Here is a 16987-nt window from a genome sequence, read left to right as displayed (position 1 = left end):
ATGCGGGACGGTTTTATCGAACCGCATTTTTTAGGCATGCAATGAAATCATTAAAGCATTTTCTATTAGTCGGTGGCTTCTTATGTCTAACGGCCTGTTCTGGGCTTGGTGGCAATCAATATGCAATGAACTATAAAGGACGAATTGATGATCCTATTATGGCGATCGCGATGTTGAGTGAGCAGCAATACGAGTGGGCTGGAACGCCATATGTGCTGGGGGGGCAATCGCGTAATGGTATTGATTGTTCCGGATTCGTACAAAAAACCTTTATGGATCGTTTTAATATCAGTTTACCGCGAACAACCAGTGATCAGGCCGGATACGGTAAATTGGTGCGTAAACAGGACATTCAAACTGGCGATTTGGTATTCTTTAAAACCGGCCGAGGGCCAAATGGATACCATGTAGGAATTTATGTTAAAGAAGATAAATTCTTGCACGCATCAACTAAAGGTGGAGTGATTTATTCTTCAATGAATAGTCCTTATTGGACGAAAACTTTTTGGCAAGTACGTCGTATTTAAATTGTTTATATAAAAAAACCGCAATCTGTTTATTAGTTTGCGGTTTTTTTATGTCTTGGATTTAAATACTGCCATTATTTTTTTGTATAAAGGATATTTTTAGACAACCATAATAAAATCAATGACTTATATTGTATTTTTAGAAAAATTCTGGAAAATAGTGGGGCGTATTATTTAGAAAAAATATTGTCGATAATAAAAAGAGCGACCAATTGGTCGCTCTTTTAAGCTTTAGTTTTTAGCCATTGATGCCTTTAAATAAAGCTTTTGTTTTGACATGTTTGCCTTCAGCTTCGTTTTGGAGATCTTTTTCCAATTCAGGAAGGACTTCATCACGATACCATTTAGGGTGGTGTTTTTTCGCCCAGCGAACGGTTACCCAACCTTCCACGATACCACGAATGGAGCCTTTCACCCAGAATGCCATGTACATGTGTACCAAGATACCGGTAAACAACATGAATGCACTTAAAGAGTGAAGTAAAATCGCAAAACGTAATACTGGAATAGAGAAGTAGTGCGAGAAATATTGACGCCACATAATGATGCCAGTTACAAGCAAGGTAACCATCGCCAAGTTCAATGTCCAGAATAACATTTTTTGACCAAGGTTATACTTACCGTTATAAGCAACAGCGTGTTCATTTCCTTTTAATACTTCAAGCATGCCTTTTAACCAACGGATATCGTTTTTCTCTGGAATGTTGTGATCCCAGTAAAGATAGCCAAGGAAAATAAAGGCAGCGAACATAATAATACCGGTGAATGGGTGAATTGCTCGAGCCAGTTGCGGAGTACCTAAAATTTCAGTTAACCACGCAAAATCTGGGAAGAAGAATGCCACACCAGTGAACATCGTCATAAAAAAGCAGATTACGAGTAACCAGTGGCTGAAACGAGCAGGCGTTCTATGACGAATGATTCGAGTATCATTGCTAATCTCAATCTTACTCATCTTTGCCCCCTTTTTTATCTTCTTCTTCAAATTTATGGTGATGATCTTCTACGTCTTCTTCAACGTTTGGACCTACAGCTAAGTAGTGGCCGATTTCAGCAAGTGCTAAACCACCCATTGCTACCGCAGCTACCGGTTTCAAGATATCTTTCCACAAGGTTACTGTGAGGTCGATTTGTGGATCTTTCGGTAGACCGCTATAAAGTTCTGGTTTATCGGCATGATGTAATACATACATAACATGTGTACCGCCAACACCTTCCGGATCATAAAGTCCTGCGTTTTCGTAACCGCGGGATTTTAATTCGGCGATGCGTTGTTCTGCATAAACCTTCATTTCCTCTTTAGAACCAAAACGAATTGCACCGGTTGGACAGGTTTTCACGCAGGCCGGTTCTTGGCCTACAGAAACACGATCCACACAAAGAGTGCATTTGTACACACGGTTATCGTCTGGATTCATACGTGGAATGTTGAACGGACAGCCAGCAATACAGTAGCCACAGCCGATACATTTATCCGATTGGAAATCTACGATACCATTTTTGTATTGGATAATCGCACCCGGTGAAGGGCAGGCCTTCAAACAGCCTGGTTCGGAACAGTGCATACAGCCATCTTTACGGATTAGCCATTCTAAACGATCGTTTTCTTCCACTTCGTTAAAGCGCATCACAGTCCATGCTTTTGCATTGAGATCTACTGGGTTATCGTAGATCCCCACACATTGAGCATTAACATCAGAACGAATGTCATTCCACTCTGAACAGCCCACCTGACAGGCTTTACAACCGATACAGGTGGATACGTCGATTAATTTTGCTACTTCAACTTTATGATCTCGCGCTTGAGGTGCCGGCGTTAAGCCTGACGTAGCGGAGACCTTAATAATGTCTTGCGTTTGAACGCCTTGACCATTTCCTGCCATGTTATGCCTCCGCTTTCTCAATGTTTACCAAGAATGTTTTATATTCCGGTGTTTGAGTGACCGCTTCACCCCAAGAAGGCGTTAAGGTATTAGTCGCAAAACCACGATTACCTTTACCATTTAAGGCTTTCATGTTCCAGTGAATTGGAATACCCACGTGATGTACGGTGCGTCCGTCGACTTCTAAATCTTTCAAACGTTTCGTTACCACTGCAACGGCTTTGATGTAGCCACGGCGAGAAGTAATTTTCACCATATCACCTTTTTGGATACCTTTTTCTGCAGCTAATTTTTCACCGATTTCCACGAATTGTTGTGGTTGCGCGATGATATTTAATGCAGATTGAGCTGTCCAACTGTGGAAGTGCTCGGTCAAACGATAAGTCGTTGCCACATAAGGGAAGTCTTTGTTTGAGCCGATAAATTCACGGTCTTCTTTATAAATACGAACAGTCGGATCGGAGACTACATTTGGATGTAGTGGGTTTGTGTCAATCGGACTTTCAATTGGTTCATAGTGTTCCGGTAATGGACCTGATGTAATTTTATCTACAGCGAATAAACGGCCTACACCTTCTGCAGACATAATGAACGGCCCCGTATCGCTACCCGGTGGTTGTGTACCATAGTCAGCTACATCATGCCAGTTCCAGTTTTTACCATTCCATTTGATTAATTGACGGTTTTTATCCCAAGGATTACCGTTAATATCAAGTGATGCGCGACTATAAAGAATACGGCGGTTTGCCGGCCAGGCGAAGCCCCAACCTAATGTACAACCTAAACCCGATGGGTCAGAGTTATCACGGTTTGCGGTTTGGTTACCTTTTTCGGTCCATTGACCAACGTAGATCCAGTTACCCGATGAGGTGGTACCGTCATCACGTAAATGGGCAAAACCACTGAGTAATTGGCCTTTTTTATACATTAAGTTGCCATTAGAATCGTAAAGGTCATCAAGTGCATAACCATTTAACTCTTTCGCTAATTCTACAGCGCTTGGCGAATGCGGTTGAGCATAGTTCCAAGTCATAGCTTCAAATGATTCGATACCGCGACCACCTTCTTTTTGATAAAGATGATGCATTTCTTCACGAATCATAGAAAGAATTTCAGCATCTGGTAAGGCTTCACCCGGTTGGTCACAGCCTTTCCAGTGCCATTGTGCCCAACGGCCTGAGTTAGCAATAGAACCATCTTCTTCTGCGAAACAGGTGGTTGGTAAACGGAATACTTCAGTTTGAATATCTGCTGGGTTTACATTGTTTGATTCACCAAAGTTTTTCCAGAATTCAGAGGATTCAGTTTGAAGCGGATCCATTACGATTAAGAATTTCAATTTGCTCATACCTGCAACAGTTTTGTTTTTGTTTGGTAATGAGTTCAATACGTTGAAACCTTGTAAGATCCAACCGTTTAATTTGCCATCATTCATTAACTTAACATGAGTGATAGGATCGTATAAGCGGTCTGCTTTTGGTAAGAAATCGAAGCCCCAACCATTTTCTTTGGTGGCTTTATCACCGTAGAACGTTTTCATCATACTGACGAAGAATTTCGAAGTATTACGATAGTAGTTTACTTGGTTTGGTACGATATCCTTTGGCGTAATCGCATTGATATACTGCTCATAAGAGGTATCTTTGTCATTTGGTAGACGCATATAACCCGGTAAAGACATCGGCAATAAGCCCATATCTGTAGTACCTTGAACATTTGAGTGTCCACGTAATGCATTAATACCGCCCCCCGGCATACCCATATTACCTAAGAGTAATTGGATCATCGCCATTGAACGAATGTTTTGTGAACCGATTGTGTGTTCCGTAAAACCTAACGCGTATAAGTGCGTCATGGTTTTATTTGGCGCAGAGGTTTTACCAATTTCTTCACAGATTTGTAAGAAGGTTTTTTGTTTTACACCAGTGATACGTTCAACCATTTCTGGCGTATAGCGAGAAACGTGGTCTTTCAAGATGTTAATTACACAACGTGGATCTTGTAAGGTCATATCACGTTTAGCGAAACCATTCTCATCGAATTGGTAATTCCATTTAGATTTATCGTAAGCACGTTTTTCTTCATCAAAGCCAACGAATAAACCATCTTCAAATTTGAAGCCTTCATCAACTAAGAATGAAGCATTGGTATAGTGTTTTACGTATTCGTGTTGAATTTGATTGGTTTCCAATAGGTAACGGATCACACCCATTAAGAATGCAATATCAGAACCGGAACGAATTGGTGCATGAAGGTCAGCAACAGAAGCTGTACGGTTAAAGCGAGGATCAACCACGATGATTTTTGCACCGTTTTTCTTCGCTTCGATCGCCCAACGGAAGCCAACAGGGTGAGCTTCAGCAGGGTTACCACCTTGCACAAGAATAAGATTGGCGTTTTTGATATCAACCCAGTTATTTGTCATCGCACCGCGACCAAATGATGGAGCAAGACTTGCTACCGTTGGTCCGTGTCAAGTATTCGCTTGGTTACACATCGGCACCATGCCTAACATTCGCACCCATTTATGGGTAAGAAGTGCAGCCTCATTGCTCATGGCGGAGGCGGTCATAATACCTGTAGTTGTCCAACGGTTAACGGTTTTGCCACTTGCGTCTTTTTCAACAAAGTTAGCATCACGGTCATCTTTGAGTAAACGAGCAACGCGTTTAATTGCATCTTCCCAAGAAATACGTTGCCATTTATCGGAACCCGGCGCGCGGTATTCTGGATATAGATTACGGCTTTCACTGTTGATGTAATCCAATGCGCCCGCACCTTTAGGACAGAGTGCACCACGGCTTACTGGATGGTCTGGGTCACCTTCGAGGTGGAATAATTTTGAACGGACATTGGTGCCTGTATGGCTGCTTAAGGTATCGTAAGGTTTGCCGGTACTATATAGCAACATACCACAGCTTACCGCACAATAAGTACAAGTGTTACGGGATTCAAAAGCACGCAAAAGTTTATATTCGCGTGGTGCTGCCAATGCCGTAGCCGGGGCAAAACCCAGCATCGCGGCAGAAGTTCCCGCCATACCACCTGCACAGATCTTAAAGAATTTTCTTCTGGAGACCTGCATAATCACTCCTTTTCCAACGACTATTGACGTTAGAGTATTAGATAGTAAAAATTCGTCTGACTAAATGATTGAATTTCGTTACAATATTGTAACGCCCAATTGGTCGATATAAACCAATTAAAGGTGGCTCAGAATACTTATTTTTTAACCAAAAATCTACAATCATTACGGGGTAGTTCGGGGGAAAAGTTTGCGTTAGATCACAAATTTACCTATTTTTGTTAAAAAAAAGTAAATACCTCGTTAAATGAAAATAGCTCTCAATATTAACCATTGTTATGAATCGATTTCTCGAAAAAAATATCCAATTTTTTCGTCGTTCTGACGAAGAATTTTCCTTAACCGACAAAACCGATAACCTCGCCTGTGAAGTGCCAATTTCTTTGGTATATAACGGCATTGCCCATACCGTGATGATGGCCACACCTCAGGATTTGGCGGATTTTGCCCTCGGTTTTTCCCTTACCGAAGGTATTATTGAGCAACCACAGGAGATTTATGGTATTGATGTGGTGGAAGTATGTAATGGTATTGAAGTGCAAATTGAGCTTTCCTCGCGTCGTTTTATGGCGCTCAAGGAGCATCGGCGCACCTTAACCGGACGCACCGGTTGTGGTATTTGCGGCACCGAGCAAATCGATCAGGTATATAAAAAATTAACTCCGCTCGAGCAGCATTTAAAAGTCAATCCACAGCAGTTAGATCAATGCTTAGAAACATTACAAGCGCATCAGGAATTGGCGCAGATTACCGGCGCTACTCATGCTGCAGCGTTTTTTACGGCTGAAGGTGAAATGTTGGCGATTCGCGAAGATGTGGGGCGGCATGTCGCGTTGGATAAATTACTTGGTTGGCATGCTAAAGCAGGCAAGCCGCAAGGCTTTGTATTGGTGTCCAGTCGAGCCAGTTATGAAATGGTACAGAAAAGCATTAGTTGCGGGATTGAAATGTTAGCAGCAATTTCTGCCGCCACTGATTTAGCAGTCGCTATGGCTGAGCGCTATCATTTGACCCTGCTTGGTTTTGTTCGTCCGGGTCGAGCCAATGTTTATTGCGGTAGTGAGCGTTTAACCAAGGACTAAGTCCGCCGGCCAAACGCCCCCTTAATTATTAGAGTTTTCTCAAAAATCAATTCTAAGTCATTGATTTTATTAGAGTTGATTTTAAAATGAAATTATTCCCAGTAGTCGACCAGTTCTTCTAGATTAGTAGTTCGTAATGGCTTATCGGAAGGCTCGATTGCCGTACCAAGCTGTAATAGGGCGACAATTTTATCCTGCTCCCGACAGCCCAAGGATTGACGTAAAGCACTACCATTGACAAAGGGACCGCTCGCCCAAAAGCTGCTGAAGCCTTGCGCCGCAGCAGCCAATTGCAAGGCATAGGTGGCGCAGCCGGCGGTTAGCATCTGTTCCCAACCCGGCACTTTTTCCGCTTCTTGGTTAATTTTCGCAATTACCGCAATGACCATAGGTGCACGAGCAGCGAAATTTTCTGCTTTCTTTAAGCGCTCCTCACCCAGTTCGAATTCTTCTACTGCGGCTTTCAATAATTCGCCCAAACGTTGCAGGCCGGCGCCTTGCATAACGACAAAGTGATAAGGCTGTAATTTACCGTGATCGGGCGCGCGTTGTGCGGCAGCAAATAATGCATTGAGTTGCTCGGTATTCGGTACCGGTGCGCTCAGTTTTTTAGTCGAGCGACGGCTCGTTAAAAGGCTTAAAGCATCCATAATAAATCCTTAATTAAGCAAATAGACGGTGGATTATAGCATAGTTTTTAACGCCTGCTTGTGATACGCTACGCGCACTTTTTTGCTAACCAAATCAAGTTTATGAATCCTTTTTTTAAACTCCTTAAGGGCTGCTGGATGGTGCTTAATTTTGTGCGCAATCTGGTGATGAATGCCGTTTTTATTCTTTTCACTCTATGCTTACTCACATTTATCGGGCTGTTTGCTGCCTCGAAAAGCCATACATTGTTATCCGGCGATCAAGGTGCCTTGCTATTAAACCTTGATGGTTATCTAGCGGATAATCGGGAAATGATGCCGCGCTGGCAGGATGAATTGCTACGCTTGGATAATCGTCGTGTGGCGGGCAAAATTTCGACCTTTGATGTAGTTTATGCGATAGAAAATGCCAAAGATGATGAACGTATTCGTGGTTTAGTATTGGATCTCAATTACTTTGAGGGCGGCGATTTACCATCCTTAGAATATATTGGGCAGGCTATCCGTAATTTTAAAGAATCCACGAAACCGGTGATTGTGTATGCGGATAATTATTCGCAAGGCCAGTACTTCTTAGCCAGCTTTGCCGATCAGATTTATTTAAACGGTCTTGGTGTGGTGGATATTCACGGGCTACGTCAAGAAACCCTGTACTACAAAGAATTACTCGATAATTTGGCAGTAGAACCGCACGTATTCCGTGTAGGCACCTACAAAGCCGCAGTAGAACCATTTTTACGCAATGATATGTCACCTCAAGCCAAAGCCAACGCTCAAAAATGGTTAAGCGGCATGTGGCAACATTATCAGCAAACGGTTATGGCCAATCGACATATTACGTCAACCCAATTATTGCCGGCACCACGTCAATATATTGCAGAACTTAAGGCCTTACGCGGTGATGAAACGGCCTATGTGAAACAGCGTCAATTAGTGACGGATTTTGCCACCCGTTTAGAAGTGGATGACAAATTACGCGAGCTATTTGGCAAAGATGAAGAAGGCGCACCGAAATTATTGGCGTATGAGGATTATTTAGATGCCTTGCCGGATCGTTTAGAAGGCCAGGAGCAGGCACAAAATTTGATTGCTGTAGTGAATGTGGAAGGTGCAATTATTGATGGTGACAGTGATTCGGATAATGTCGGCGGTGATAGCGTGGTTACCTTATTACGCAAGGCTTACGATGAACCACGGGTGAAAGCCGTAGTATTACGTATCAATTCACCGGGCGGGAGTGCTTTTGCTTCCGAATTGATTCGCCAAGAAACCGAAAATCTACAGAAAGCCGGTAAACCGGTGGTGGTTTCCATGGGCGGAATGGCGGCCTCCGGTGGTTATTGGATTGCTTCCACCGCGGATTACATTATGGCCGATAAAAATACCATTACCGGTTCCATTGGGATTTTTGCCTTAGCGCCAACCTTTGAAAACAGTATCAAAAAATGGGGCGTGTATGCCGATGGTGTCTCTACCGGAGAATTGGCAGAAAGTTCGGCATTCAGCCCAATGAATAAAAGTCGTGAAGAAATTTATCAATTGGCCATTGAAAATGGCTATCAACGTTTTTTAAATATCGTTTCCCGTGGCCGCCAAATATTACCGGAAGCTGTGGATAAAATAGCCCAAGGACAGGTGTGGTTGGGAAGTGATGCGTTAAAACTCGGCCTAGTGGATGAATTGGGGGATTTTGATGCAGCAGTAGAGAAAGCGGGCGAATTAGTAAACCAACAACCGGAACGTGCAATGGAAGATTTTTCTGTGGAATGGTTAGTCGAGGAAGATGATAGTTGGCTTGGCCGTTTGGATCGCCGCTTTAAAGAAAAGAGTCAAAGCTATTTAGCCGAATGGTTTGGTTTATCAAACGTGTTTACACAAGCTCAACGGCCGCTATCCTTTTTACGCCAGTTCAATGATCCACAAGGACAGTATCTCTATTGCCTTAGCTGCGGAAAATTAAACTAAATAGATGATATTAATTTGTTGTATAAAATCCATTCTAAACAAGGGTAACTTTTTTAGTTACCTTTGTTTCCCATTCATTCTTTCCCTTGCCCCCTTAAAAATCATACATTGCCTATGAAGAAATATAATATCTAGTAAAAAGCGTTTACTTTTATCTTTAGATTAAGGGAATTTCATTGAGTATGTCCTTGACACTGGATTTATTAATTTTAAAAATGCTCAATTATTATTGAGTTAATCAAAAGGAACATTATCATGCCTGACAGCACAGCACAGCACAGCACAGCACAGCACAGCACAGCACAGCACAGCACAGCACAGCCTTGCTAACTTTTCACTTAAAGCGCAACAACTTTCTCAACTAAAAGCTTTATTACCTGAAATTTTTTGCGAAGAGCAAATTGATTTCCAAAAATTCCAACAACTTTTCTCTGAACACATCACTTCTGACCCCGAGCGTTATATGTTGAACTGGGCGGGAAAATCGGAAGCCTATCGCATATTACAAGCACAAACTTGTAAAACCCTTACACCGCAACCTGCAGAAAGTGTCAACTTTGATTCCACTGAAAATATTTTTATTGAAGGGGAAAATCTGGATGTGTTGAAAGTGTTACAAAAATCCTATTTCAATAGTATCAAAATGATTTATATCGATCCGCCTTATAACACCGGTAATGATTTTGTTTATAACGACAATTTTAAGCAGGATCTTAAAGATTACCAGGAACAAAGCGGCGAATTAGATGAGGCAGGCAAACTCAAACTGGCTTTCAAGAAAAATAGTAAGGAAAACGGGCACTTCCACAGCAAATGGCTAAATATGATGTTGCCCCGTTTGCATTTGGCAAAGAATTTACTGAAAGACGATGGTGTGATTTTTATTTCCATTGATGACAATGAGCAGGCGCAGTTGAAGTTGTTATGTGATGAGGTGTTTGGGGAGGAGAATTTTGTAGCTGATTTAATTTGGCAGAAAAAATATAGTCCACAAAATGATGCTAAATGGTTTTCTACGATGCATGATTACATTTTCTGTTATGCCAAAAATAAAGAAATTTGGAGACCAAATTTACTAGAAAGAACAGAAGAACAAAATGCACGTTATTCAAATCCGGATAATGATGAACGTGGAGTTTGGAAAGCAACGGATTTCTCTGTAAAAACATATTCAGCAAATTATGATTATCCAATTAAAACTCCATCCGGAAGAATAGTGAATCCGCCACCAAGTCGTTGTTGGCGAACATCAAAAGAAAATTTTGAAAAATTATTAGCCGATAATCGAGTGTGGTTTGGGACCAATGGAAATAATGTCCCTGCAATCAAAAAGTTCCTTACTGAAGTAAAACAAGGAATTACACCATCTACAATACTATTTAGAGATGATGTAGGAGATAACCAAGAAGCAGCTAAAAATATTCGTGACTTATTTGAAATTCCACCTTTTGACACGCCAAAACCGGTACGTTTATTAGAGAAAATTTTAAAATTAGGTTCAGGTAATGAAGATATTATTTTAGATTTCTTTTGCGGTTCAGCTACTGCGGCTCATTCTGTAATGGAGCTTAATTCAAAAAATAACTCCAATAGAAAATTTATTATGATTCAACTACCTGAGCCAACAGAAAAAGGCGGTTTTAAAAACATCGCTGAAATATCCAAAGAACGTATCCGCCGTGCAGGCAAACAAATTGCCGAAAATCATCCTGATAAACAGTTGGATACCGGTTTTAAAGCGTTCAAGCTGACCGACAGCCACTTTAAACAATGGCAATCGCCGTCGGCAGAAAATTTAGCGCAACAAATCGAATTGTTTGTGGATCCCGTACGGAAAGAGGCAACGCCTGACGCCATGCTTTATGAAATTTTATTACGCTTGGGCTTGAAATTAACGGCAAAAGTGCGGTTGGAAAATCAGGTGTTTTGGGTGAGTGATGAAAGCGGGCAACAGTTTGCCTTGTTGCTTGAAACCCTGAGTGCGGATTTATTGGATCAGGTGATTTCTGCCCAGCCGAAAAAAGTCGTGACGTTAGATTCGTTGTTTAATGGCGATGATGCCTTAAAGAAAAATGCCGAGTTGCAAATGAATGATGCAGGCATTGCCTTCTTTGTGCTTTAAGGAGGCAAAATGGAACTTCAATTTGAAACCTTGGATTACCAAATGCATGCGATTCAAGTAGCGGTGGATTTGTTCATCGGACAGCCTAATCAGCAAACGGAATTCGGTTTGAAAGCGCAGAATGATATGCGTTTCGTGGCGAATTTGCCGTTACAAATTAATGATGAACAGCTACAACAAAACTTGGCTAAGCAACAAAACAAGTTTAATTTTTACCGCACTTTCATTGAGGAACAGGGTAGAAATTTTACCGTAGAAATGGAAACCGGCACGGGAAAAACCTATGTTTACTTGCGCACGATTTTTGAATTGAATCGTCAATATGGTTGGCAGAAATTTGTGATTGTGGTGCCGAGCGTGCCTATTCGTGAGGGCGTATTGCATACCTTGGAAACAACGCGTAGCCACTTTGCCACCCTGTTTGATAACCCGAGCGTAAATCCGAAATATGAATATAAGAGTAATCAACTTTCCCGCTTAAAAGCCTTTGCTACCGGCAATCATATTGAAATTTTGGTGATGAATATTGATGCCTTTGCCAAAGAAAGCAATGTGATTAATACACAAAATGAAAGTGGCGATGCGCCCATTCGTTATATTCAAAACGTCAATCCTATTGTGATTATTGATGAACCGCAGAATATGGAAACGGATATTCGCCGTCATGCTATCGCAAGTCTCAATCCTTTATTCACTCTGCGCTATTCGGCAACCCATAAAAACGCCTACAACCCGATTTTTCGCCTCAATCCTGTGCAGGCGTACGAATTGGGCTTAGTGAAGCAAATCGAAGTGGACAGCGTATTGGCGGATAATGATGTGAATGGCGCTTATGTGGCGTTAAAAGAAATTAACGCCGGCGCGAAAAGTTGGTCGGCAAAAGTGGAAATCTTGGTAAATGATAAGTCGATGAAGAAGAAAGTCGTCACCGTTAAGCCGAATCAAGACTTATTTGATCTTTCCAGACAAAATGACGTTTATCGCAGTGGTTATATTTTGGAAGGAATGAATGTTGAGGAACAACAGATTGAGTTTTCCGGCGGATTAAAAGTGACGAAAGGCGTTGATAATTCATTATTGAAGGACGACATTCAAAAAATGCAAATTCGCCGAACTATTGAAGAGCATTTACGCAAGGAAAAAAGTTTAAATACGCTAGGTATAAAAGTGTTGTCGCTATTTTTTATAGATAAAGTGGATAATTACCGCAACGACGGCAAATTTTATCAATGGTTTGAGGAAATTTATCGTGAATTAACCCATGGAAAAGATCCCGTTGGCGTGCATGAAGGTTATTTTTCCAAAGATAAAAAAGGCGTCTTGAAAGATACTAACGGCACGACACAGGCGGATAATGACACGTATCATTTAATTATGCGGGATAAAGAAACCTTGCTGTCTTTGGATAAGCCCTTACGTTTTATTTTCTCTCACTCTGCTTTGCGTGAGGGCTGGGATAATCCGAATGTGTTTCAAATTTGTACGTTAAACGATACCCATTCGGAAATTAAAAAGCGACAAGAAATTGGACGTGGATTGCGCTTGCCGGTGAATCAGCTTGGCGTAAGAAGCCATGAGCGGGATAAAAATATCCTGACAGTGATTGCCAATGAAAGCTATGAGGAATTTGCGACCAAATTACAACGGGAAATTGAAGAAGATTGCGGTGTGTCCTTTGATAAAGGACAAATTAAAAATAAGCAGGATCGAAAATATGTGCGTTATCGCAAAGATTTTAGCCAACACCCTGAATTTGCCGCGATTTGGGAACGCATTAAGCACCAAACGACTTATCGGGTCAATTTTTCACAGGATGATTTAATCGAAAGTGCGGTCAACAATTTAGTCAAAATGCCACGTATTGATGAGGTAAAAATTCGACATGAAAAGGTTGCCTTTGCGATTAATGAAAAAGGTGTGACGACCGAATATCGTTCTTCCAATCAGGTAACCTCAAAAACTCGCTGGGATATTCCTGATGTGTTGGGGGAATTACAGAAGAAAACCGGGCTAACCCGTCAAACCATTTGCCGTATTTTGCAAAAATTAGAACGATTGGCAGAGATTTATCATAATCCACAACGTTTTATTGATTTGGTTGCAGAAAAAATTAATGAAGCATTAAGTCAAATTATGGCAGATGGTGTGGAATATCACCGCATTGCCGATCGCACCTATGAAATGACGTTATTTAAGGATTTTGAGTTTTATCTTAATCAATACAGTTTTTCTGTGAGTAAGCAATCAAAAACCATTTATGAGGGCTATATTGCCCTAGATTCCAACACGGAAAATACGTTTGCCCGCCATTGTGAAAGCAGTGAAGATGTCGAGTTTTATTTTAAGTTACCGAAAAAATTTAAAATTCCAACGCCATTGGGGAATTATAATCCCGACTGGGCGGTAGTGTTTAAAGGTCAGAATAAAGTTTATTTTGTGGCAGAAACTAAAAATACCGGCAAAGGTATTCAGCGTGGTGTTGATGAAGGCAAATTAGATATTTCAGAACAAATGAAAATTACTTATGCAAGAAAGAATTTTGAGTATTTGCATAAAGATTATGATGATTTGGAATATCGCGTGGTAGAAAAGGTGGAGGAACTAGCTATTTAGTTAGATTTATTAATTGTCTTAAGGTATTCACCATAAAATAAAAAAGCGACTTTTTAAGTCGCTTTTTTATTGCGGATGAGATTATTTTTTGTCTTTCTTATTGACGAAAATATCCGCTAAGTACAGCGCAGAAAAGTTTTGCCAGAAGTTGAATAGAAAACTTGGTGTTGCTGTGGCAATCGATTTGAAGTTGTAGATGCTTAATACAATACCAGGAGCGGCATCTTTCATGCCTAGTTGGAAGGCGATCGCTTTGCTGTCGGCGATACTCAGTTTAAAGAAACGGGCGGTGAAGAAGCCGATGGCATAGCCTAAGCAGTTGAGTAATACAACCAGGCTTAAGATTAAGGAGCCGAATTCCAAGAGTTTATCCTTTCGGGCAGCCGATAATATTGCAAAAATGACTAGCATCGATATGGCGACTATTAGTGGTAGGATTTTTGTTATCGGTCTGATTTGTTTTTTAAGCATTGCACTAACTACTAAACCAAGAAAAATAGGGGCAAGCACCCATTTTAGTACAGTGAAAAGCATGCTTCCCACCACAACATTCAACCATTGGCCTCCCAAAATATAGAAAATAATTGGTATCAGAAATGGCGCAAGCAGGCTTGAAATGGCGGTGCTGGCAACGGAAAGGGTGGTGTTACCTTTACCTAAATAGGTCATGAGAATGGAGGAGAAAGCGCTATGGCTACAACCAAGTAAAATGATACCGATCTCGAAATTCGATGGTAAGGTAAATGCTTTCGATAATCCGAAGGCAATCAACGGCATAATTATATATTGGCTAATAATGACGATAAAAAGTGTCTTGGGATATTTGATGAGATTGCCGAAATCGTGAAACCTTAGGCTCATACCTATGCAGAACATCGCGAATCCGAGTAAATAATTGGAGAATGGCGCTAACGTTCTAATTTGAGTGGGATATTGGAATGCCAACAGGACGATGAAAATCGCCCAAATGCCAAGGGTTTTATTGATAAAATTGGTGAGAGTAAGCAGCGCTTGCATAATGTTTTTTAAAATGAAAATGATGCGCGGATTTTAATTGCTCTTGCGGCGCTTGTCGATGGCTGAGGGCCAGAGGTTTTCTATACGGCGCAAAAGGACGTTTTAAAACGCCCCTTTGAAAATAAAAGTTTTTGCTAAAACAATATGTAAGCCATTGATTTTATTGAGATTGGTTTGAAAATTAATAATTAACTTGTCTGTGCCCAGGCACTATCGTCCAATAAGTGACCAAAATAGCTTTCGACCATTAGGCGGGTAACGGTGGTTTTGGGATTAGTGAATAGTTCATGGGGCGTGCCGAACTCGATCATTTTCCCTTCATCCATCACCAATAAATAATCCGCCATATGTTTGATTAACCCTAAATCTTGCCCCACATAAATATAGGAGAGCCCAAAGTGGGTTTGTAGATCGAGGGTTAGATTAAGTAATTGTATCTGTACGCTGGCATCGGCGGCACTCAGAGCATCATCGATTAGAATAATTTCCGGTTCTAAAATCAATGCACGCGCTAGAGCTACCCGTTGGCGTTGGCTGGCCGGTAAATGATGGATTTTTAAATTGGTGTAATCGGCATACAGACCGACCAACTGTAGGGTATGAAAAATCTTTTTATCGCGCGTTTCTTCATCCCAATCAGTCAGCAGACGTAACGGTGCATCTAAAATTTGACCGATATTTTGGCGTGGATTAAAGGCCGAATTGGCATCCTGAAAAAGCATTCGGATATGTTGGGCGCGAAAGCAGGAATCGGCATAACTCAATGGTTTGCCGTTAAATCGAATTTGCCCCGATGTGGGCGGGGTAATACCTGCGATCATTTTCAACAGGGTCGATTTGCCCGAACCGTTTTTGCCAATAATTGCGAGCGTTTGCTTCGGTGCAAGGGTAAAACTGACATTATCCACTGCGTTAAAGCGTTGACTGCCGAAAAAGTGAGCCGGCCCTTCAAAGGTTTTGCATAGATCTTCAACTTCCAATAATGACATTATTCGGCTCCTTTGTTGTCGCTTAAGGTCAGCGGCGTGATGGCAGCCTTATCTTTAAAACGGCTTTCCCGCAAATTAATCGGATGATGGCAGGAAAATTCATGTTGTTTGATGCGATAGCGACTAGGTTTTACGATACATTCCCGTTGCGCAAAGGGGCAACGCGGCCCCAACCGACAGCCAATCGGTAGTTGTTCCAAAATAGGGACGGTGCCTTCTAAGGCGCCCAATTTACTTTTAAATGCCAAGGGTTGGGTAAAATCAGGTTGGCAGTAAAGTAATGCCTGTGTATAGGGATGATGTGGTGTTTCCAGCAATTGGGCGGTGGGCCCGCTTTCAGCGTTTTGTCCGCAATATAATACGCTGATGTTGCTACACCATTCGCTGATTCCTTTGAGGTCATTACTGGCCAATAAAATGGTGGTGCCTTGGTTTTGGTTCATGCTGACCAGTAGGCGGAATACTTGAAGCGCAGTAATTGGCTCGAGGGCATTGGTTGGCTCATCGGCAATTAAGAGTCGTGGTTGATTGGCGACGGCGGTAGCAATAATGACCTTTTGCCCTTCGCCTTCGGTTAACTCATTCGGATAGCAGGCCATAATAGTGCGGTGATCCTTAATCCCAACACGGTGCAATAGTTCAATGGCACGCCGTTTTTTCCAACCAAACCATTGCCACCAACGGCCTTTGAATGTCCAGTTGGGAATGCTTTGAATAAGTTGTTTACCGATCGGGCGGCTAGGATCGAGAGCACTTAAGGGATCTTGGAAAATCATCGAAATTTCTTTACCGACAATTTTGCGGCGCTTAGCCGGAGAGAGCTTGAGTAATTCCACATCGTTAAAGCGAAAACGATCGGCGGTGATGATCCAGCTTTCCTTAATGGAGTTGCCGATCACCTTCGCGATTAAACTTTTTCCTGAGCCGGATTCACCTACCAATCCAAGGATTTCCCCTTCATTTAAGGTTAAATTCAGCCCGTCGATAATTTTCACCCGGCCATTGGGGGTATCGACTTCAATATTAAGATTGCGAATATCCAAGAGCGCCATAA

12 protein-coding genes are annotated in these 16987 nt (G+C 41.7%); 5 read left to right on the top strand and 7 right to left on the bottom strand.

What is annotated here, in order from left to right; all coding sequences use genetic code 11:
- Window positions 1-41: 41 nt before the first annotated feature.
- A complete protein-coding gene (locus tag CKV74_RS09140) occupies window positions 42-527 on the top strand; it encodes a C40 family peptidase (RefSeq protein WP_095177053.1) in 486 nt (161 codons plus the stop codon).
- A gap of 238 nt (window positions 528-765) precedes the next feature.
- On the opposite strand, the gene CKV74_RS09135 is transcribed toward CKV74_RS09140, so the two are convergent.
- From CKV74_RS09135 to fdnG, 3 genes are read right to left on the bottom strand one after another with little or no spacing between them, the layout of a single operon-like run.
- On the bottom strand, window positions 766-1482 hold the full coding sequence (locus CKV74_RS09135) for a formate dehydrogenase subunit gamma (protein WP_039847901.1): 717 nt from the start codon (window positions 1480-1482) through the stop codon (window positions 766-768).
- The gene (gene fdxH / locus CKV74_RS09130) at window positions 1475-2410 is read right to left on the bottom strand and encodes a formate dehydrogenase subunit beta (protein ID WP_007243122.1); all 936 of its coding nucleotides are present in this window, start codon (window positions 2408-2410) and stop codon (window positions 1475-1477) included. Before fdxH ends, CKV74_RS09135 begins: the two co-directional genes overlap by 8 nt.
- 1 nt (window position 2411) lies before the next feature.
- Window positions 2412-5495, bottom strand: coding sequence for a formate dehydrogenase-N subunit alpha (fdnG, locus tag CKV74_RS09125; RefSeq protein WP_164703793.1), 3084 nt, complete (start codon window positions 5493-5495; stop codon window positions 2412-2414).
- Window positions 5496-5773: 278 nt separating this feature from the next.
- Here fdnG and fdhD point away from each other — a divergent pair, with 278 nt between their 5' ends.
- On the top strand, window positions 5774-6577 hold the full coding sequence (gene fdhD / locus CKV74_RS09115; protein WP_007243109.1) for a formate dehydrogenase accessory sulfurtransferase FdhD: 804 nt from the start codon (window positions 5774-5776) through the stop codon (window positions 6575-6577).
- Window positions 6578-6669: 92 nt separating this feature from the next.
- On the opposite strand, the gene CKV74_RS09110 is transcribed toward fdhD, so the two are convergent.
- Window positions 6670-7227: an NAD(P)H nitroreductase gene (locus CKV74_RS09110; RefSeq protein WP_007243128.1), complete on the bottom strand. Its 558-nt coding sequence runs from the start codon at window positions 7225-7227 to the stop codon at window positions 6670-6672.
- A gap of 102 nt (window positions 7228-7329) precedes the next feature.
- Between CKV74_RS09110 and sppA the strand changes: the two genes are divergently transcribed.
- The 3 genes from sppA (at window position 7330) to CKV74_RS09095 (ending at window position 13927) form a co-directional block, all read left to right on the top strand.
- Window positions 7330-9192, top strand: coding sequence for a signal peptide peptidase SppA (gene sppA / locus CKV74_RS09105; protein ID WP_164703792.1), 1863 nt, complete (start codon window positions 7330-7332; stop codon window positions 9190-9192).
- Between the two features lie 382 nt (window positions 9193-9574).
- Window positions 9575-11314 (top strand): site-specific DNA-methyltransferase, encoded by a 1740-nt coding sequence (locus CKV74_RS09100; RefSeq protein WP_039847900.1) that lies wholly within the window; start codon window positions 9575-9577, stop codon window positions 11312-11314.
- 9 nt (window positions 11315-11323) lie between these two features.
- Window positions 11324-13927 carry a restriction endonuclease gene (locus tag CKV74_RS09095; RefSeq protein WP_095177050.1) on the top strand — a complete coding sequence of 868 codons (2604 nt, stop codon included), beginning with the start codon at window positions 11324-11326 and terminating at the stop codon, window positions 13925-13927.
- A gap of 81 nt (window positions 13928-14008) precedes the next feature.
- Here CKV74_RS09095 and CKV74_RS09090 read toward each other — a convergent pair whose 3' ends face one another.
- From CKV74_RS09090 to CKV74_RS09080, 3 genes are all read right to left on the bottom strand, one after another.
- A complete protein-coding gene (locus tag CKV74_RS09090) occupies window positions 14009-14944 on the bottom strand; it encodes a bile acid:sodium symporter family protein (protein WP_095177049.1) in 936 nt (311 codons plus the stop codon).
- A 188-nt stretch (window positions 14945-15132) separates the two neighbouring features.
- The gene (locus CKV74_RS09085) at window positions 15133-15933 is read right to left on the bottom strand and encodes a peptide ABC transporter ATP-binding protein (protein ID WP_007243154.1); all 801 of its coding nucleotides are present in this window, start codon (window positions 15931-15933) and stop codon (window positions 15133-15135) included.
- Window positions 15933-16985 carry a peptide ABC transporter ATP-binding protein gene (locus CKV74_RS09080; RefSeq protein WP_007243136.1) on the bottom strand — a complete coding sequence of 351 codons (1053 nt, stop codon included), beginning with the start codon at window positions 16983-16985 and terminating at the stop codon, window positions 15933-15935. Before CKV74_RS09080 ends, CKV74_RS09085 begins: the two co-directional genes overlap by 1 nt.
- Between the last annotated feature and the right edge of the window lie 2 nt (window positions 16986-16987).

This window comes from Haemophilus pittmaniae (assembly GCF_900186995.1).
Taxonomy (GTDB): Bacteria; Pseudomonadota; Gammaproteobacteria; order Enterobacterales; family Pasteurellaceae; genus Haemophilus_D; species Haemophilus_D pittmaniae.
The sequence above is the reverse complement of the archived record's forward strand: the minus strand, read 5'-3'. Positions and strand labels throughout refer to the sequence as shown.